This is a genomic window from Nonomuraea dietziae, assembly GCF_014195505.1.
Taxonomy (GTDB): domain Bacteria; phylum Actinomycetota; class Actinomycetes; order Streptosporangiales; family Streptosporangiaceae; genus Nonomuraea; species Nonomuraea roseola.
This window is the reverse complement of record NZ_JACIBV010000001.1, coordinates 1,915,178-1,931,000: the sequence shown is the minus strand read 5'-3', so window position 1 is coordinate 1,931,000 and position 15,823 is coordinate 1,915,178. Positions and strand designations below refer to the sequence as shown.

Annotated in this window: 19 protein-coding genes and 2 pseudogenes; 10 read left to right on the top strand and 11 right to left on the bottom strand. The window is 70.1% G+C overall.

Features of this window, described 5'->3' with window-relative positions; all coding sequences use genetic code 11:
- Positions 1 to 116: 116 nt before the first annotated feature.
- Together FHR33_RS09390 and FHR33_RS09385 are read right to left on the bottom strand one after the other, a co-directional pair.
- Positions 117 to 593, bottom strand: coding sequence for a DUF6545 domain-containing protein (locus FHR33_RS09390; protein WP_183645569.1), 477 nt, complete (start codon positions 591 to 593; stop codon positions 117 to 119).
- Positions 594 to 1,290: 697 nt separating this feature from the next.
- Positions 1,291 to 2,358: a flavin-containing monooxygenase gene (locus FHR33_RS09385; RefSeq protein ID WP_221241029.1), complete on the bottom strand. Its 1,068-nt coding sequence runs from the start codon at positions 2,356 to 2,358 to the stop codon at positions 1,291 to 1,293.
- A 57-nt stretch (positions 2,359 to 2,415) separates the two neighbouring features.
- Here FHR33_RS09385 and FHR33_RS09380 point away from each other — a divergent pair, with 57 nt between their 5' ends.
- Complete coding sequence (locus tag FHR33_RS09380; protein ID WP_183645568.1) at positions 2,416 to 2,754, top strand: ArsR/SmtB family transcription factor; 339 nt, start codon at positions 2,416 to 2,418, stop codon at positions 2,752 to 2,754.
- Positions 2,755 to 2,757: 3 nt separating this feature from the next.
- Here FHR33_RS09380 and FHR33_RS09375 read toward each other — a convergent pair whose 3' ends face one another.
- Together FHR33_RS09375 and FHR33_RS51670 are read right to left on the bottom strand one after the other, a co-directional pair.
- On the bottom strand, positions 2,758 to 3,318 hold the full coding sequence (locus FHR33_RS09375) for a sigma-70 family RNA polymerase sigma factor (protein ID WP_183645567.1): 561 nt from the start codon (positions 3,316 to 3,318) through the stop codon (positions 2,758 to 2,760).
- A 23-nt stretch (positions 3,319 to 3,341) separates the two neighbouring features.
- Positions 3,342 to 3,470, bottom strand: coding sequence for a hypothetical protein (locus FHR33_RS51670; protein WP_281388151.1), 129 nt, complete (start codon positions 3,468 to 3,470; stop codon positions 3,342 to 3,344).
- Positions 3,471 to 3,630: 160 nt separating this feature from the next.
- Between FHR33_RS51670 and FHR33_RS09370 the strand changes: the two genes are divergently transcribed.
- The 6 genes and pseudogenes from FHR33_RS09370 (at position 3,631) to FHR33_RS50005 (ending at position 7,426) form a co-directional block, all read left to right on the top strand.
- Complete coding sequence (locus FHR33_RS09370) at positions 3,631 to 3,768, top strand: hypothetical protein (RefSeq protein ID WP_183645566.1); 138 nt, start codon at positions 3,631 to 3,633, stop codon at positions 3,766 to 3,768.
- A 27-nt stretch (positions 3,769 to 3,795) separates the two neighbouring features.
- Entirely contained in the window at positions 3,796 to 5,193 is a 1,398-nt protein-coding gene (locus tag FHR33_RS09365; RefSeq protein WP_183645565.1) for an FAD-dependent oxidoreductase, read from the top strand.
- A 40-nt stretch (positions 5,194 to 5,233) separates the two neighbouring features.
- Positions 5,234 to 6,472 (top strand): MFS transporter, encoded by a 1,239-nt coding sequence (locus FHR33_RS09360; RefSeq protein WP_183645564.1) that lies wholly within the window; start codon positions 5,234 to 5,236, stop codon positions 6,470 to 6,472.
- Between the two features lie 31 nt (positions 6,473 to 6,503).
- Complete coding sequence (locus FHR33_RS09355; RefSeq protein ID WP_183645563.1) at positions 6,504 to 6,878, top strand: ArsR/SmtB family transcription factor; 375 nt, start codon at positions 6,504 to 6,506, stop codon at positions 6,876 to 6,878.
- Positions 6,875 to 7,120: pseudogene (locus tag FHR33_RS09350) on the top strand (FAD-dependent oxidoreductase); the annotation flags it as partial. The gene FHR33_RS09355 and the pseudogene FHR33_RS09350, both read left to right, overlap by 4 nt.
- Positions 7,121 to 7,246: 126 nt before the next feature.
- A complete protein-coding gene (locus FHR33_RS50005) occupies positions 7,247 to 7,426 on the top strand; it encodes a hypothetical protein (RefSeq protein ID WP_246451718.1) in 180 nt (59 codons plus the stop codon).
- Positions 7,427 to 7,504: 78 nt separating this feature from the next.
- On the opposite strand, the gene FHR33_RS09340 is transcribed toward FHR33_RS50005, so the two are convergent.
- The gene (locus tag FHR33_RS09340; RefSeq protein ID WP_183645562.1) at positions 7,505 to 8,734 is read right to left on the bottom strand and encodes a GNAT family N-acetyltransferase; all 1,230 of its coding nucleotides are present in this window, start codon (positions 8,732 to 8,734) and stop codon (positions 7,505 to 7,507) included.
- Positions 8,724 to 9,083, bottom strand: a complete 360-nt coding sequence (locus tag FHR33_RS09335; RefSeq protein ID WP_183645561.1) for an ArsR/SmtB family transcription factor — start codon at positions 9,081 to 9,083, stop codon at positions 8,724 to 8,726. Before FHR33_RS09335 ends, FHR33_RS09340 begins: the two co-directional genes overlap by 11 nt.
- 658 nt (positions 9,084 to 9,741) lie before the next feature.
- Between FHR33_RS09335 and trpM the strand changes: the two genes are divergently transcribed.
- From trpM to trpA, 3 genes are all read left to right on the top strand, one after another.
- Positions 9,742 to 9,906, top strand: a complete 165-nt coding sequence (trpM, locus tag FHR33_RS53220; RefSeq protein ID WP_376773118.1) for a tryptophan biosynthesis modulator TrpM — start codon at positions 9,742 to 9,744, stop codon at positions 9,904 to 9,906.
- Between the two features lie 214 nt (positions 9,907 to 10,120).
- Positions 10,121 to 11,365 (top strand): tryptophan synthase subunit beta, encoded by a 1,245-nt coding sequence (gene trpB, locus FHR33_RS09330; protein ID WP_183645560.1) that lies wholly within the window; start codon positions 10,121 to 10,123, stop codon positions 11,363 to 11,365.
- Positions 11,362 to 12,177: a tryptophan synthase subunit alpha gene (gene trpA / locus FHR33_RS09325; protein WP_183645559.1), complete on the top strand. Its 816-nt coding sequence runs from the start codon at positions 11,362 to 11,364 to the stop codon at positions 12,175 to 12,177. The genes trpB and trpA overlap by 4 nt, the downstream gene beginning before the upstream one ends.
- Before the next feature lie 139 nt (positions 12,178 to 12,316).
- Here the strand turns inward: trpA and pstS are convergent, their stop codons facing one another.
- The 5 genes and pseudogenes from pstS to FHR33_RS09300 form a co-directional block, all read right to left on the bottom strand.
- Positions 12,317 to 13,300: a phosphate ABC transporter substrate-binding protein PstS gene (gene pstS, locus FHR33_RS09320; RefSeq protein ID WP_183645558.1), complete on the bottom strand. Its 984-nt coding sequence runs from the start codon at positions 13,298 to 13,300 to the stop codon at positions 12,317 to 12,319.
- 261 nt (positions 13,301 to 13,561) lie between these two features.
- Positions 13,562 to 14,698, bottom strand: coding sequence for a phospholipase D-like domain-containing protein (locus FHR33_RS09315; protein WP_221241028.1), 1,137 nt, complete (start codon positions 14,696 to 14,698; stop codon positions 13,562 to 13,564).
- A gap of 12 nt (positions 14,699 to 14,710) precedes the next feature.
- Positions 14,711 to 14,938 (bottom strand): annotated as a pseudogene (locus FHR33_RS53215) (oligopeptide/dipeptide ABC transporter ATP-binding protein); the annotation flags it as partial.
- Positions 14,939 to 15,020: 82 nt separating this feature from the next.
- Positions 15,021 to 15,209 carry a hypothetical protein gene (locus tag FHR33_RS09305; RefSeq protein WP_183645556.1) on the bottom strand — a complete coding sequence of 63 codons (189 nt, stop codon included), beginning with the start codon at positions 15,207 to 15,209 and terminating at the stop codon, positions 15,021 to 15,023.
- A 60-nt stretch (positions 15,210 to 15,269) separates the two neighbouring features.
- The gene (locus FHR33_RS09300) at positions 15,270 to 15,722 is read right to left on the bottom strand and encodes a DUF6623 family protein (protein WP_183645555.1); all 453 of its coding nucleotides are present in this window, start codon (positions 15,720 to 15,722) and stop codon (positions 15,270 to 15,272) included.
- Between the last annotated feature and the right edge of the window lie 101 nt (positions 15,723 to 15,823).

The following is a 15,823-nucleotide window of genomic DNA, read 5'->3' as shown; positions in this document are numbered from 1 at the left end:
CTTGCGAACAGCCGAGCCGAATCGCCAGCACCCACACCGAGCGGCGGCGCAAGGCCGACATCACACCCTGCTCGAAGGCGAAGGGCTGCAGGCGAGCTTCTGACGCACTCGGCGTGTCATTCGCGTCTGCTGCGTGCTCTACGGCTCGATACCAGCGAAACCGTGACATCGGGTGAGTAGGGCATGAACAAGGCAGAGCTGGCTGAGGCGTGGGGCACGCGAACCCGCGCCCCGTCCATGGCGGCCGCGAAGCGCGGCGTCCAGGCGTTCATCGACATCATCGTCGGCGCCGACGCCGGCCCGCGCCCAGCGCGAGCAGTTCCCAGCGCGTCGGCGACCCACTGGGCCACCTCGTCGGGATCGTCGCTTTCGGGTGGTGCGACGACCGAGGTCAGGTTCAACATGCCGTCACGGATCTCCAGCACCCGCCACAACAGCCGTTCCTTCAGCGTGGCCTCCATCGGGAGCGCCACATCCGGGTACTGGCCGGTGAGTCCATCCCACAGAGGCCGTAGCTTGCGCAGCGCGGCCATGTCCCGACCAGCACCGCCATAGCGCCGTCCCTCGACGACCTCATGCAGCTCATCGCCCAAGAGCCGCACAGCACTGGGACTACACGGCCAAGACCACATTGACTACAAGATCGCAGAGGTGGAAGCCTGGGAAGAGTCGCTGTATGTGGAGCAGACTGCTGGCCGACCACGGCCGAGCGACGGGCCCCGGATCACTCTCTGTGATCCGGGGCCTTGGTGTTGGGCGGGCGTTACCGGCGGTCGATTTTCCTCGCTCGGTTCTGCCTCAGTTCTGCCTGAGGGCGGCTAGCGATGGCAAAGGACTACAAGCGACGACAGCGTTTTCCCAGCTAGAGGCTGCTTCCCGGGGAGAACCCGCAGGTTGGGATTTTGTATGCCGAAGATCTACACAGTCTTCGAGGGCACGTCGGAGATTCAGCGCCTGATCATCGGCCGCGCGGTCACCGGCCTGCAGATCCGTTGAGGAAGACTCAGCGGCATTGATCGTGGTGTGCCCCGTCTGCCGGTGTCGTTCCGTCAGTTCGGCGATCGCGCGCACCCTCGGCGTCGCCGAGCGCACGCCGGTTCCCCGCTGGGCGGGCAGCCCGTTGGCGCCCAGGACGCTGGGCGTCTTCCAGGTGCCCGGTAGGGCGCTGTTCCGCAAGGGGATGAGGGCGAGCGCGGCGACGGCCTACATTGAGCGTGGTTGGCCAGCGGCGTCCCTGCCTCCACCGAGCGTGGCTGCGGTGAGCGCGATCCCGTAGGCGAAAGGTCCCTGTCACAGGCCGTACGCGGCCAGAGCGCCACCGGCGTAGGCGGCCATCGGGGTGGCGATGTGGGCGGCGTCGAGATGCACGCCGCGCAGGGTGTTGGAGGCGAACGAGCGCTGGAACTCCAGGCCCACGTAACCCAGCCCCAGGTGGGTGGCCGACAGACCGCCGGCCTGCAGCGGCAGCCCGCGGGCGTCCAGGGCCCCGAGCGGCCGAAGGTAGTCCAGGTGAGGTCGGTAGCCGGTGGCGAAGATGACCGTGTCGACCTGCTCGGCCGTGCCGTCGGACCAGATGACGTGCTCGCCGACGAAGCCGGTGAACATCGGGCGCCGGTCCATCCGGCCCTCCTCCAGGGCGGCGGCATAGTCGCCGGTGTCCAGGACGAGCGTGCCGGTGGCGATCCGGGCCAGCCACTGCGGAGGCAGGGAGTCGAAGCCGGTGGTGATGTGCCAGTAGTGGATGTCCTTGCCGCCGACCAGCTGGGGCATGAACTGGACCGGTTGGCGGGTGGCCAGGGTGACGGTGGCGCTGCCGGCCAGTTCGTAGGCGACCTGGACGGCGGAGTTGCCCGCGCCGACCACGATGACCCGCTGCCCTGCGTAGTGCTTCGGATCGCGGTAGTCGGCCACGTGGAGAAGCCGGCCGGTGAAGCTCTCCCGGCCGGGCAACTCGGGGACATGCGGATTTCCGAAGGAGCCGCTGGCCGCCACCACGCCGGCAGCGCGAAGGGTCTCGCCTCCTTCGAGGTGCACCAGGAAGCCGCCGGAGTCGTCGGCCTCCACCGCGCTGACGCGGGTGGTGGTGCGGATCTCCACGTCCAGACGGTCGGCGTAACGCCGCAGGTAGTCGACGACCTCGTCGCGGTGCGGGTAGTGGTCGCCGTCGCCGTCGAAGGGCTGGCCGGGCATCGCGCTGTAGCGGGCGGGTGAGAAGAGGGTGAGGCTGTCGTAGTAGTGGGCCCAGGAGCCAGTGGGGTGCTCGCCCGCCTCCAGGATGACGGGCGTGAGTCCGGCGTCGCGCAGAGCTCGGGCGGCGGACAGGCCTGACTGGCCGCCGCCGATGACGATCGTGTCCATGGGCGGCATCATATCGTCATATTAGGAAATGACAATATAAGCGAGTAGAGTCATCCTATGGAGATGGCGAGCGACATCGAGCTGACCGACGCGGCGCGCGGCTTCCTCAAGGCCATGGCCAGCGACACGCGTCAGCGGATCCTCATGCTGTTCTCCGGCGGAGTCGAGCTGACCGTCAACGAGGTCGCCGAGCGCATGTCGCTGGCGCAGTCGGCCACCTCCACCCATCTGGCGATCCTGCGCGACGGCGGTGTGCTGAGCTCGCGGCGGGAGTGGAAGACGGTCTACTACCGCGCCGACCCTGCCAGGATCGGCAGGGCGCTGAGCGATCTGCAGGCCAGTTTGCAGGCGTGCTGCCCGCCGACTGACTGTGCTCCTGGCGGTGGTTGCGGCTGAGCCTCAGCAGGGGCAGGGGCCGTGCTTCTCGACGGAGCGGACGGCCTTGCGCGCGTCGAGCTCGACCCGGCAGCACGCGCCCAGCAGGTCCCCCACTCGCCTGCGTGCGCGTTGCACCCGCGACTTCATGCCGGGGACGGAGACGCCGGCCCGCCGAGCGGCCTCGGCCTGGGTCAGACCCTCGTACTCGGTGAGCATGATCGCCTCACGGTAGGGGTCGGGCAGCCCGGCGACCAGCGGTTTCAGGCACTGCGCCAGCAAAGCCGACTCCTCGGCGTCGCTCTCACCGAGCAGCAGGCTGCGGTCGGCGGCGACCTGTGCACGCGTTCGAGCCATCGTCGCTGATCGGCGGTGGTGGTCGATGATGGCGTTGCGGGTGATCTGGTAGACCCAGGCCTCCAGCCGTTCCTCCTCCCGGACGCCGTCGATGGACTGGCTCATCTTCAGGAAGACCTCCTGAACGATGTCCTCGGCGTCGCCGGGCTGGTCAACGCGCCGGGCCACGAAGGTGACGAGGCGCTCGCGCATCTGCCGCCAGAGTTCGGCGGGATCGGCCTGGGTCATGAGACGAACTTCCTGTCTGGCGGTTACCGGCAGCCGCAGCTGCTCGGCGCTTCGGTGGCGGCCTCGCCTTCGACGGTGCCGCAGCACTCGGCCTTGGATTCGAGGGCGCAGCAGGTCTCCTGGGCGGCGGGCGTGCAGCACTGGGTGGTCATCAGGTGCCTCCATGGTGGTTCGGGCGAGTCACTCGGGTAGACGCGGCCGGGCCGACAGGGATGCACCTCGCAGCTTAGGCGCCCCTCTAATTTGACATCTCTCTAATCAGTGAGGCAAGCTGCCAACTACTTCGACAAACTTCTAAACAGGAGGTGCGCGATGCGCGCTCTGTTCCGCCGGATCCGCCGGGTGCAGGACGTCACGCTCGACGAGGCACACGGCGTGGTGTGCGACGCCGCGTGCCGCGCGGCCGCCGCCGTGGACCGTTCGCGCACCTCCGTCCTGCTCTTCCGCTAACCCTTCAGAGACCCAGGAGAAGCCCTCATGAGCGACAGCTGCTGCGGCACCACCGCGTCCCTTGAGCTTGAGCAGATCGCCACCTCCGGCGCCACCGGCGCGCTGCCGGTCGTGGTGATCGGCGCCGGACCCGTCGGACTGGCCGCCGCCGCCCACCTGGCCGAGCGCGGCCAGGACTTCCTGGTCCTGGAGGCCGGCGAGCAGGTCGCCGCCTCGGTCGCCCGGTGGGGCCACGTCCGCGTGTTCAGCCCGTGGAAGTTCAACATCGACGCCGCCGCCAAGCGCCTGCTGAAGGCCGACGGCTGGAGCGAGCCCGACCCCGAGTGGCTGCCCACCGGAGCCGAGCTGATCACTGATTACCTCGCCCCGCTGGCCAAGCTGTTCGGCGACAAGGTACGGCTGCACACCAAGGTGACGGCGATCAGCCGCCTCGGCTACGACCGGGTCCGGACCAACGGCCGCGAAGACGTCCCGTTCCTGATCCGGCTCGACGGCGGCGAGGAACTGCGCGCCCGCGTGATCGTCGACGCCTCCGGCACCTACGTCACGCCGAACGTCCTGGGCGCCAGCGGCCTGCCCTCGCACGGCGAGAACTCCGTGGAGGTCGACCACGCCCTGCCCGACGTCCTCGGCGCCGATCGCGAGCGCTACGAGGGCAGGCACACGCTCGTCGTCGGCGCCGGCCACTCGGCCGCCACCACCCTGCTCGCCCTGGCCGAGCTGGAGGACTCGCAGATCACCTGGGCGATCAGGGCCACCGATGCCAGCCGCACCTACGGCGGCGGCGGTGCGGACGCCCTTCCGGCTCGCGGCGCGATCGGCACCCGGCTTCGAGCACACGTCGACTCGGGCCGCATCACCCTGGTCACCGGCTTCTTCGCCCACTCTGTCACCCGTAGCGGCGGCCAGGCGATCGTGGTCAGCCGTGACCCGTCCGGCGTCGAGCAGTCGGTCACCGTGGACCGCATCGTGGCCGCGACCGGCTACCGCCCCGACCACTCCATCGCCACCGAACTGCGCCTGGACCTGGACCCCATCCTCGGCTCCACTCGGCAGCTGGCCCCGCTGATCGACCCGAACCAGCACTCCTGCGGCACGGTTCCCGCCCATGGCGTCGACGAGCTGTCCCACCCCGAGCCGGGCTACTACGCCGTCGGCGTCAAGAGCTACGGCCGCGCCCCCACGTTCCTGATGGCCACCGGCTACGAGCAGGTCCGCTCGGTCGTCGCGGCGGTCGCCGGTGACTGGGAGGCTGCCCGTGACGTGCAGCTCGACCTGCCCGAGACCGGCGTCTGCTCCTCCAACCTCGCCGAGGCCCAGGAACAGCGCGTCGGCCTGGCCACCGGTATCAGCGGCGGCCTGCTGGCCACCCCGCTGCCCTTGGCCACCGTCGGCGCCTCCAACGGCGGCGGCTGCTGCGGCTGAAAGCAGGCATCGACATGTCGGCCGGATACCCGACCGCCTGGTGAGCCCCACCGCCGAGACCGCCGTCCCCGAGACCAAGGACGGCGGTCAGCCACGCTCCGGCCGTGGGTGGCGGATCGTCGCCGCGCTCGCCGTCACGCAGACCATCGGGTACGGCGTGCTGTCCTACGCCTTCTCCGTCTTCCTCACCCCCATGGCGGCCGACCTGCAGGCCGGCACCGCCCAGATCGCCGCCGCTCTCACCACCGCGATCCTCGTCGCCGCGCTGTGCGCCCCGCTGGTCGGCCGCCTGCTCGACACCTACGGCGGCCGGGGGTTGATGAGCGCCGGATCCGTCCTGGGCACCCTCGCCGTGCTGGCCTGGTCCAGAGTCGACAGCCTGCTCCAGCTCTACGCGGTCTTCGCCGCCATCGGCGTCGCTTGCTCGATGGTGCTCTATGAGAGCGCCTTCGCCGTCATCGTCAGCTGGTTCGACGGCCCCGCTCGCGCGCGCGGCCGGGCCAACGCGCTGCTCGCGCTCACCGTCGTCGCCGGGTTCGCCTCCTCGATCTTCCTGCCGCTCACCGGCCTGCTGGTGGAGTGGCACGGCTGGCGCCAGGCGCTCGTCATCCTGGCGCTGATCTACGGCGTGGCGGCGATCCCCCTGCACGCGCTCGTCGTGCGCCGCCGTCCCCGCACCAGGCAGAAGCCCGCCACAGCAGAAGAGCGCGCCGACTTGGTCAAGGCAGCCACCCGGCGGCGGCCGTTCTGGCTGCTGGTGATCGCCTTCACCGCCAACGGCGGCGCGGCGGCGGTGATGGCAGTCCTGCTCATCACCTACCTCGTCCACCTCGGGCATCCGCCCGTTCTGGCCGCGACGCTGGCCGGGCTGCTGGGCGTGCTGTCGGTGACCGGGCGCCTGCTCACCACCGGCCTGCAGCGCCGTCTGCCCGCCGCGCTCATCGCCGCTTCGATCTTCGCCCTCCAGGGGGTCTCCGTCCTGCTGCTGCCGCTGGTCGGGCACGCGGTCCCGGGGGCGATCGGCTGCGTGCTGGGATTCGGGCTCGGCTTCGGCATCGCCTCCATCACCCTGCCGTACCTGCTCCTGCAGCGGTACGACTCGACGGCGTACGCCTCGCTGTCGGGCCGCATCGCCGCCTTCTCCGTCACCGGCAAGGCCCTGGCTCCACTGGGGGCGGTCGCGCTGGCCCAGGCGGCCGGCTACGGCTGGGTGATGGGCGCGGTGGCCGTCGCCTGTGTGATCGCCGCGTTGGCTCTGGTCGCCTACCATCGCCTATAGTTTCGATAGATGTCGAAGTAGGGAGTGCCGCATGACCGCTGTCACGATCCAGTGCTGCGCGCCGATCGCGCGCGAGCCGCTGTCGGAGACCGACGCGGCTGACCTCGCGGTCATGCTCAAGGCCGTCGCCGACCCCGTCAGGCTGCGCCTGCTGTCGATGATCGGCTCACACGCGGGCGGCGAGGCCTGCGTCTGCGACCTCACCGACGCCTTCGACCTGACCGCCCCCACCATCTCCCACCACCTCAAGGTCCTGCGCACGGCAGGCCTGATCGACGGCGAGCGGCGCGGCACCTGGGTCTACTACCGGATCATCCCCGAGGCGGTGAACAGGCTGGGCGCCCTGTTCGCGCCACTGACAGAGCCCGCGCCAAGGTCGGTGGAGCTGGAGCTCACCCCAGCATGAGCGAAGGTCCGCGCGAGGTCGACGTCCTGGTGATCGGCGGCGGCCAGGCGGGCCTGGCCGCCGGGTATCACCTGCGCAGGGCCAAGGCCGACTTCGTCATCCTCGACGCCCAGGAGCAGCCCGGCGGGGCGTGGCAGCACGCCTGGCCATCCCTGCGCCTGTTCTCGCCCGCCCAGTACGGCTCCCTGCCTGGCCGGATGACGCCCGCCCCGCCCGGCGGCGGCTACCCCAGCGCCGAGGATCAACCTCGACGGCGCGGCCAAGCTCCACGAAGCCGCCTCGGTTGAGGCCGGCGGGCCCGCGCACGGCTCCTCGCCGTCCTGGACCAGGCCGGGCCCGAGACGGGCGTGCCCCCGCCGGCCGGAGCCATGACCTCGGACAACCGCCGCCACGCCGCGGCCGGACTGGCCGCGATCGGCATCGGGATGGGCATGCCGGGCACCCAGACGCCAGCCGAGACGCCGGACCGCGTCGAGGCGGGCACCCTCATGGCCGCAGCGCGGCTGGTCACCGCCACGGTGTGGCGGCTGGCCCACGCCGACTCCTGAGCCGGCACCTTCCGCTCCTCAAGCAGCGTTCGGATGCGGCGTGCGGCGCCCCATTCGCAGTGGGGTGCCGCCTCGGCGTCAGGGGCCGATCACCGTGCTGCGCCGTTCCAGCAGCAGGACGTCGCGCCAGGCTCCGTAGTGGCGTCCGACCCGCTCGCGCGCGCCCACGACGCGGAAGCCCAGCGCCTGGTGCAGCGTCAGGCTGGCGGTGTTCTCGGGGAAGACGCCGGACTGAATGGTCCAGATCCCGGCGTCCTCGCTGGCGGCGATGAACGCGGTGAGCAGGGCGCGGCCGATGCCGTGGGCCTGGCAGCCCGGGTGGACGTAGACGCTGTGCTCGACCACGCCCGCGTAGACCGGCCTGGCCGAGACGGCTGACGCGGCGACCCAGCCGACCACCTCGTCCGTCTCTGTGTCGACGGCGACGTAGCGCAGGTGCGGCAGCCTGCCGGCGGTGAAGCCCTCCCAGCTCGGTGCGACGGTCTCGAAGCCGGCCTGGGCGGTATCGAGACCCGCCTGATAGATCGACAGCACCTGGCCGGCGTCGGCCTCTCGCATCGGCCTGATCTCCAGGCCGGGCACGATCGCGGGCTTGTGCGCCTGGACGATGGCCGAGCGGACCCCGTCACCGTGGTCGGCGGTGAAGGTGATGACGATGCCGACGAAGCCCGCCTGGCCGAGCAGGGCACGGTACTCCTCGACTGTCAGGGATCCGGCCACGCAACCTACCCGTTGCTCGGCGGCGGCCCGCCGTACCGGATCCACGGGCCCGTCGGTGACCACGTCGCTCACCCCGAACCGCCCGCCGGGCCGTAGCACCCGGAAGGCCTCGGCCAGGACGGCGGGCTTGTCGTCGGACAGGTTGATCACGCAGTTCGAGATGACGGCGTCCACGCAGTGGCCGGGCAGCGGGACGGCCTCGATCCTGCCGTGCAGGAACTCCACGTTGCTCACGCCCGCCCTGGCGGCGTTCTCGCAGGCGAGTTCCAGCATGTCGGGGCTGGCGTCCAGGCCGTAGGCCCTGCCGTGCGGGCCGACCCTGCGCGCGGACAGCAGCACGTCGATGCCGCCGCCCGAGCCGAGGTCGAGCACGGTCTCCCCGGCGTGCAACCCGGCGACGGCCACCGGGTCGCCGCATCCCAGACTGGCCCGCAGCGCCCCCTCGGGAAGGCCGGTGGTGTCGTCGTATCCGGCCGTCCCGAAGCAGCCTTGGTCGAACTCTTCCGCGTCGCAGTCGACGACGACCTTGCCGGTGAGGGCGGCACGTGCCAGGCCCGAGTAGCGCTTCACCACCTCGTCATGTGCCATCGCGATCTCCTGTTCGGTCGCAGGCGGGTGAGGCCGGTACGGGCTTGCCCATCACCACGTCGGCGGCGGTGGGGAAGCAGCTCACGCAGGCCTCGTTGATCCGGTACAGGCTGGAGGTTCCCTGCCGCTCGACCAGCACGAAACGCACCTCGGCCAGGATCTTCAAGTGGTGCGACACGGTCGACTGGCCGACGCCGGAGACACTCACGATCTCGCCCACGGTCATCGGCTCACGGCGCCGCGCCAGCAGCGACACGATCTGGATGCGCGTGGCGTCGGCCAGCGCCTTGAACCAGCTCGCGTACTCCTCGGCCTCGGCCCGATCCAGCGGCTTCACCTCTGCATTCATCGATAATCGACGATAGTCGATAGATCTTGGTCAGGGAACCCCTGCAAGGCTGGATCCGCGCCGGTCGTAACCGCCGCCGTCCGCCCCGGCTCTCGTCAACGCCTTCCTGAAGTTCACCGTCCCGGTGGTCTTGCCCCATGACCGCAGCCCTTCTCCGTTCGGCCGCCTCCTCCGATGCCGCCATCAGCCGGGGCGAGGATCGTCCCGGCGGCGTGGTGGAGTCCACGCTGACCAGGTTGAGATAGGCTGCCCGAGGGCAGTGCGGGCGGGCCGAGTAGGGTGATGAGGCTCGAGGTAGGTGTCGCCGGCGAGAAGGGGTGTCGAGGGTTCTACCTCAACACCCCTTCTCGTGCGGCCTGTACAGGCGGAGACGTCCTCGGCCTACAACTCGGGATGGACCCAGAACAGCCATCGGTACGTCATCGCGAGCTTGGCTCTGTACGAGAATCTCGCTACCGGCCGCAGCACCAAGCCGTGGCTCAGTGATGCGTCGAAAGCCGTACTGGGCGCTGCTGGACCCCTGGTTCACCACGACGGCACCGACTGACACGATCGCGCCTGCCCGCCGGCCTCCCTCCCCGCCCCCGCGGCGAGCTCCACGCTCCCCGGCCTCGGGGCATGATGGTGCCCAAGCCCCCGAGGTACTAAGCTTCCGGTCATGCCGGTTGCCGCCCGTCTCGCCCCTGGTTGCCGCCCGCGCGGCTGCCGGGCGCCTGCGCGGCGTGTGCACGGCCGCCGGGTGCGGTACGTGATCGGCTCCGATCCTGGTCAGGTCAACGGCATGCGATGGCTTTGCGCGCCGCGCATGGCGCGGGGTGTCTGAGGGGATCTCTTCTTCCCTGCCCTGACTCTTCACCCGACACCGGGGCGCTGTCCCCCAGCTCCTCAAGCGTGCCCGCAGGCCGGGCCGCTGAGGGCTCGTGCCTTTCAGGGAGGGGCAAGGGGGAAGGCTCCTCCACCCCGCCGCGCGGATACGCGTTCCGTGACCATCACAGCCAGACATCCGGGGCGTGTGCCCCGGCATAGGAGCATGTCGCATGTCCAGCGAATTCTTCATCCCGGACCCGGAGGGTCAGGTCCCCAGCGCCGAAGGGTACTTCGGTGCGTTCGGCGGCAAGTTCATCCCGGAGGCCCTGGTCGCCGCCGTGGACGAGGTCGCCGTCGAGTACGAGAAGGCCAAGGCCGATCCCGCGTTCGTCGCGGAGTTCGAGGATCGGCTCGTCAACTACTCCGGGCGCCCGAGCGCGCTCACCGAGGTGCCGCGGTTCGCCGAGCACGCCGGCGGCGGGCGGATCTTCCTCAAGCGGGAGGACCTGAACCACACCGGCTCACACAAGATCAACAACGTGCTCGGGCAGGCCCTGCTCACCAAGCGGATGGGCAAGCCCAGGGTCATCGCGGAGACCGGCGCCGGCCAGCACGGTGTCGCCACCGCGACGGCCTGTGCGCTGTTCGGTCTCGAATGCACCGTCTACATGGGCGAGATCGACACCGAGCGGCAGGCCCTCAACGTCGCCCGGATGCGGATGCTCGGTGCCGAGGTCATCCCGGTCAAGTCCGGCTCCCGCACACTCAAGGACGCCATCAATGAGGCGTTCAGGGACTGGGTCGCGAACGTCGACCGGACGCACTACATCTTCGGCACGGCCGCGGGGCCGCATCCCTTCCCTGCCATGGTCCGCGACTTCCACCGCGTCATCGGCGTGGAGGCTCGCCGCCAGATCCTGGAGCGGGCCGGGCGGCTGCCGGACGCGGCCATCGCCTGCGTCGGCGGTGGCTCGAACGCACTCGGACTCTTCCACGGCTTCCTTCCCGACAGCGGTGTACGTCTCATCGGCTGCGAGGCCGCAGGGCACGGCGTGGAGAGCGGCGAGCACGCGGCCTCGCTGTCCGCGGGCGAGCCGGGCATCCTGCACGGCTCGCGGTCGTACCTCCTGCAGGACGAGGAGGGGCAGATCACCGAGCCCTACTCGATCTCGGCCGGTCTGGACTATCCGGGCATCGGGCCCGAGCATGCGTATCTGAGGGACATCGGCCGCGCCGAGTACCGTGCGGTCACCGACGACGCGGCGATGCAGGCGTTTCGGCTGCTCTCGCGGACCGAGGGCATCATTCCCGCGATCGAGAGCGCGCATGCGCTCGCCGGAGCACTGGAAGTCGGCAGGGAGCTCGGCAAGGACTCGCTGCTCGTCGTCAACCTGTCCGGGCGCGGCGACAAGGACATGGACACGGCCGCGCGTTACTTCGAGCTGTACGACGCCGCCGAGGGGGAGTCGAAGTGAGTGGCAACATCCAGCTGTTGAACGACACCCTCGCCCAGGCCAGGGCCGAGGGCCGCTCCGCGCTCATCGCCTACGTCCCGGCCGGCTTCCCGACCGTCGACGGTGGCATCGAGGCGGTCAAGGCGGTCCTCGAATCCGGCGCGGACGTCGTCGAGGTAGGGCTGCCGCACAGCGACCCGGTGTTCGACGGACCGGTCATCCAGACGGCCGACGACATCGCCCTGCGCGGCGGGCTCAAGATCGCCGACGTGATGCGCACCGTCCGCGAGGCACACGCCGCCACGGGCAAGCCCATCCTGGTGATGACGTACTGGAACCCGGTCGACCGCTACGGCGTCGAACGCTTCGCCGTCGAGCTCGCCGAGGCGGGCGGCGCGGGCTGCATCCTGCCCGACCTGCCCGTCCAGGAGTCGGCGACCTGGCGCGAGCACGCCGAGAAGCAGGGCCTGGCCACCGTCTTCGTCGTCGCGCCGAGCAACAAGGACGAGAGGCTGAAGGAGATCACCGCGGCCGGTTCGGGATTCGTGTACGCCGCCTCGCTGATGGGGGTCACCGGCACACGCGCCTCCGTCGGAGAGGCCGCGGCCGCCCTCGTACAGCGCACCAGGGCGGCCACCGAACTCCCGGTCTGCGTCGGCATCGGCGTGTCCAACGGGGAGCAGGCCGCCGAGGTCGCGGGGTTCGCCGACGGTGTGATCGTCGGCTCCGCCTTCGTCAAGGCGCTGCTCGACGCACCCGACGAGGCGGCAGGGCTCGCGGCGATCCGGACGCTCACGGCCGAGCTCGCCAAGGGCGTACGCGGGAACGTGTAGCTGAGGCCTGAACCGGGGAGGCACGCTGATGCCTCCCCGGTCGGGTCGCCGGTGTGAGCAAGAACCACCGCGGGGAAAGCACCGCCCGTTAGCCCGCGACGCGTGTGACATGGAGTCGGCCGGCGCGATGCCCCGAGTTTCAGCGCGTGGCGCCGAGCCGGGCCCGCACCTTGGTGAGGAGGTCGTCCGGGAGGGGCGCGTAGCCGTGCAGGGAGAGGTACGACTGGCCGGCGTCGCTCGCGGTGTAGCGCAGGAAGGTCCGCACCAGCGGGTCGGAGTCGTTCGAGCAGGTGATCGCGTAGGTGACCAGGATGATGGGGTAGGCGCCCTTGGCTTCGGTCAGGTAGTCGAGCTTCACCACCGGACCGGCATTCTCGGCGACGACCCGGGCGCCCCTCAGAGCCTGGGTGGCACTCCGGGGCGAGAGCGCGACGAAGTGGCCTGAGGCGTTGCGCACCCTTGCGGTGCGCAGGCGGGCGTTGCTGGCGAATCCGTACTCCACGTACCCGATGGAACCCGTGGTGTCCTGGACGGCCTCGGTGATCCCCGTGGAGCCCGCGACGCCTTGCCCCGAGCCGGTCCACTTCCTGCCTGGCTCGTACGGCCAGCGGCCCGCCGCCTTGAGATAGGCAGTGAGGTTATGGGTCGTCCCCGAGTCGTCGGAGCGATGAAAGAGCCGGATACGGGTGTGCGGCAGACGCCTGCCGCGGTTGTCGACGGCGATCTCCTGGGCATCCCACCTGGTGATCCGTCCGCTGAAGATGCCGGTCACGGTGATGGGCGACAGCTTCAGATCCGGCACGGACGGCAGGTTGTAGGCCAACGCGATCGGGCCGACCACCATGGGCAGGTGCGCCACGCGGCCGCCGCAGCGCCTGTCGGCCAGCGCCTGTTCGCCGGGTCGCATCGCGACGTCGGAGCCGGCGAACGCGGTGGCGCCCGCGATGAAGTCGCGAATGCCGGCCTCCGACCCGTTGGCCCGATAGTCCACCCGCAGTTCCGGGTGGATCTGGTGGAACTCCGCACGCCAGGCGTCCATCGCGCCCTTCTGCGCGCTCGAACCCGAGCCGGAGATCGACGCGGCGATCGGCAGACTCCGGGACACGTCATCGCGGGGCAACATCGCCGTCACGCTCAGGCCGGTTCCGTAGGCGGCCAAGGTGAGGGCAGCGAGTACACGCGGCCAAGCGGTCGATGTCCGTTGTGCCATCTCACGAGGCTACGAAGGGGTGGTTGCGGGTCCGTGAACCCCTTGCCAAACTCCTGGCCCCAAACGGTCATCGAACCGGCAAGCCGGTCCTACCGGCAGGGGGCGCCGCCACCATCCCCGCCGGGCCGCCCGCTCCTTTGAGACCTAACGGAGCAGGCGGGCCGGGGAAGGAGGTCAGGCCTTGGCGGGGAGGGCGGCGGCGCGGAGGGTGTCGAAGTTGGCGACGTACTGGCCGTAGATGTGCCGGTCGTCCACACGCAGCAGGGTCTCGTCGTTGCGGCGCAGCGACGTCTGGTTGAAGTTGTGGCTGCCCGTGTACACCTTGCCGTCCACCAGCAGGTACTTGGAGTGGATGCGCCCGGGCAGCGCGCTGCCGTTGGCGAGCAGCCGCAGGTCGATGCCCGGCTCGGCGAGGAGGCTCTGACTGACCTCCTGGCTCAGGATCCCGGCGACGATCTGCACGTCGCACCCGCGCCTGGCCAGCTCGCGCAGCCGGTCGGCGATCGCGATGCGAAAGGTGTCCCACTCGGACATGCCCACGCGGATCTTCTCGCCGCGCCTGCACGACACCCTGCGCAGGCTGTCGACGACGAGGTCGCCTTCGGCCTGCGGGAAGAAGGTGGCCACCACGCGGCCGGCGTGCACGGTGCGGTCGTAGTCGAGGTTCTTGCGCTCCGCCGCGAGGTCCTCGAAGTAGCCGTTGTACGCGCGCGACAGCTTCCTGTCGCCGGCGAAGATGACAGCGTTGTTCCAGTACGTCGTGGAGTTCAGGTCGGTGAGGTTGGCCGAGGACTGCACCACCACGTGGGAGGCGTCGCCGGTACGGGAGAACAGGTAGAACTTGTTGTGCTGGCCCTTGTCGCCGATGCACGCGGCGGTGCCGCCCGACATCGGCCCGGTGCAGACGTGCAGCCAGGAGTTCGCCGTGATGTCGGTGCCCAGCGCGGCGGCGAGCTGGGCGGCGACCTTGCCGCCGCGGGTGTCGCCGTCCACGACCACCTGCACGTCCACGCCGCGGTCGCGAGCCTTGATCAGCTCGCTCGCGAAGCCCTCGCCCGCCGCACCCGACATGACGAAGTGCGCCACCCTGATCCTGGCGCCCGCCGGGGCCTGCTTGATCATGGAGCAGAGCCGCTGGACGATGACGGCGCCCTCGTCCGCGACGGGGTTGTTGAACACCGCGCCCGTCGCGACCCGGACGTGGGGCGCGTCGGCGCAGGCGGTGTCTGCCGCGGCCGACGCGGGGGCGGACACGGCGAGGGGTACGGCCAGCGCTGCGGCGGCCAGCACGGACATGACCGTCTTGGTCACGGAGATCTCTCCTTAGGAAGCGGCGAAGTGGCAGGTCACCGGATGACCGGCGCCTCTTTCGATCAGTGCGGGTTCCACTTCGCAGCACCGATCCTGGGCCAGCCGGCACCGAGTGCGGGAAAGGCAGCCTGTCGGCGGCGCCAACGGGGAGAGAACTTCTCCCGACAGGACGATCCCCTGGCGGCCGGTCTCCCGCCGATCGCCGACGCCGGACACGGCCGACAGCAGCGACGAAGTGCAGGGCTGGCGGGCTTGGAGTAGATGCCGTCAGCCGGGCCGATCCCGGCGACCTTGCCGAGGCACACCACCGCCACCCGGCCGCTCAGGTGGTGGACGACACCGAGGCCGCGGGAGATGAACAGGCGGGCGATGCCGAGGTCGCGCTGGAACTCCTGCTGCAGGTGAAGATCCGGGCGCGGACCGGGCCGTCGATGGTCACGCCGCCTGCCAGGGTGAGGCCGGCGAAGCAGTGCTGGAGCTGGCGCGGTTCGACTGTCTCGTGCAGGTGCACGCCGTCACCGCCGCCGCAGCTGCACGGCGCGTACGACGTGATCGGCCGTGTCGCGCGGGTTCAGACGTTGTGGAAGAAGTCTCCACCGAAGCCGCTGATGAAGAACTCGCTGTCGCTGGAGGCGGAAAGGTTGACGACGAGCAGGGTGGCGCCGATGCCGAAGGCGATGTTGGCCTGGCGGACGGTGAAGGAGTTCACGCTGTCCACCCCCTGCGAATGATCGCCCTGCTTGCGCATCTCCTTGAAGGTGTTGATGCGGCGGGGACCATCGAAGACGTGCAGCTCCGCGATCGCGCTGTTCTGACGCGCGTGGAACAGGACCATCAGCTTCTCGAGGGTGGCGCGGTCGTTCTCCACGATCACCGGCGTGGGGACCGGCAGATGGATCCATTCGCTCCGGCCTGGCGGAATTGTGAAGGTCACCCCGAAGCCCTGGCGGAACGTCCGCAGATTGGCGGTCTCGGGGAATGCCGTGTATCCCGACGCCCAGGAGGCGTACAACTTTTCCGCCATGACCATGCCTCTTCTCGTCGCCCGCCGGACCTCCTGCGGGATTCCCTGCAGCGGCCCCACGCGAACCCTGGGAGACGCTTTGCTCACCGCCGAGACAGGGC

Excerpts from the sequence above, each read along its gene's own strand:
- FHR33_RS09385 (WP_221241029.1), bottom strand. The coding sequence starts at position 2,358 with ATGGACACGATCGTCATCGGCGGCGGCCAGTCAGGCCTGTCCGCCGCC.
- FHR33_RS09380 (WP_183645568.1), top strand. The coding sequence starts at position 2,416 with ATGGAGATGGCGAGCGACATCGAGCTGACCGACGCGGCGCGCGGCTTC.
- FHR33_RS09375 (WP_183645567.1), bottom strand. The coding sequence starts at position 3,318 with ATGACCCAGGCCGATCCCGCCGAACTCTGGCGGCAGATGCGCGAGCGC.
- FHR33_RS51670 (WP_281388151.1), bottom strand. The coding sequence starts at position 3,470 with ATGACCACCCAGTGCTGCACGCCCGCCGCCCAGGAGACCTGCTGCGCC.
- FHR33_RS09370 (WP_183645566.1), top strand. The coding sequence starts at position 3,631 with ATGCGCGCTCTGTTCCGCCGGATCCGCCGGGTGCAGGACGTCACGCTC.
- FHR33_RS09365 (WP_183645565.1), top strand. The coding sequence starts at position 3,796 with ATGAGCGACAGCTGCTGCGGCACCACCGCGTCCCTTGAGCTTGAGCAG.
- FHR33_RS09355 (WP_183645563.1), top strand. The coding sequence starts at position 6,504 with ATGACCGCTGTCACGATCCAGTGCTGCGCGCCGATCGCGCGCGAGCCG.
- FHR33_RS50005 (WP_246451718.1), top strand. The coding sequence starts at position 7,247 with ATGACCTCGGACAACCGCCGCCACGCCGCGGCCGGACTGGCCGCGATC.
- FHR33_RS09340 (WP_183645562.1), bottom strand. The coding sequence starts at position 8,734 with ATGGCACATGACGAGGTGGTGAAGCGCTACTCGGGCCTGGCACGTGCC.
- FHR33_RS09335 (WP_183645561.1), bottom strand. The coding sequence starts at position 9,083 with ATGAATGCAGAGGTGAAGCCGCTGGATCGGGCCGAGGCCGAGGAGTAC.
- trpM (WP_376773118.1), top strand. The coding sequence starts at position 9,742 with ATGCCGGTTGCCGCCCGTCTCGCCCCTGGTTGCCGCCCGCGCGGCTGC.
- trpB (WP_183645560.1), top strand. The coding sequence starts at position 10,121 with ATGTCCAGCGAATTCTTCATCCCGGACCCGGAGGGTCAGGTCCCCAGC.
- pstS (WP_183645558.1), bottom strand. The coding sequence starts at position 13,300 with ATGTTGCCCCGCGATGACGTGTCCCGGAGTCTGCCGATCGCCGCGTCG.
- FHR33_RS09300 (WP_183645555.1), bottom strand. The coding sequence starts at position 15,722 with ATGGCGGAAAAGTTGTACGCCTCCTGGGCGTCGGGATACACGGCATTC.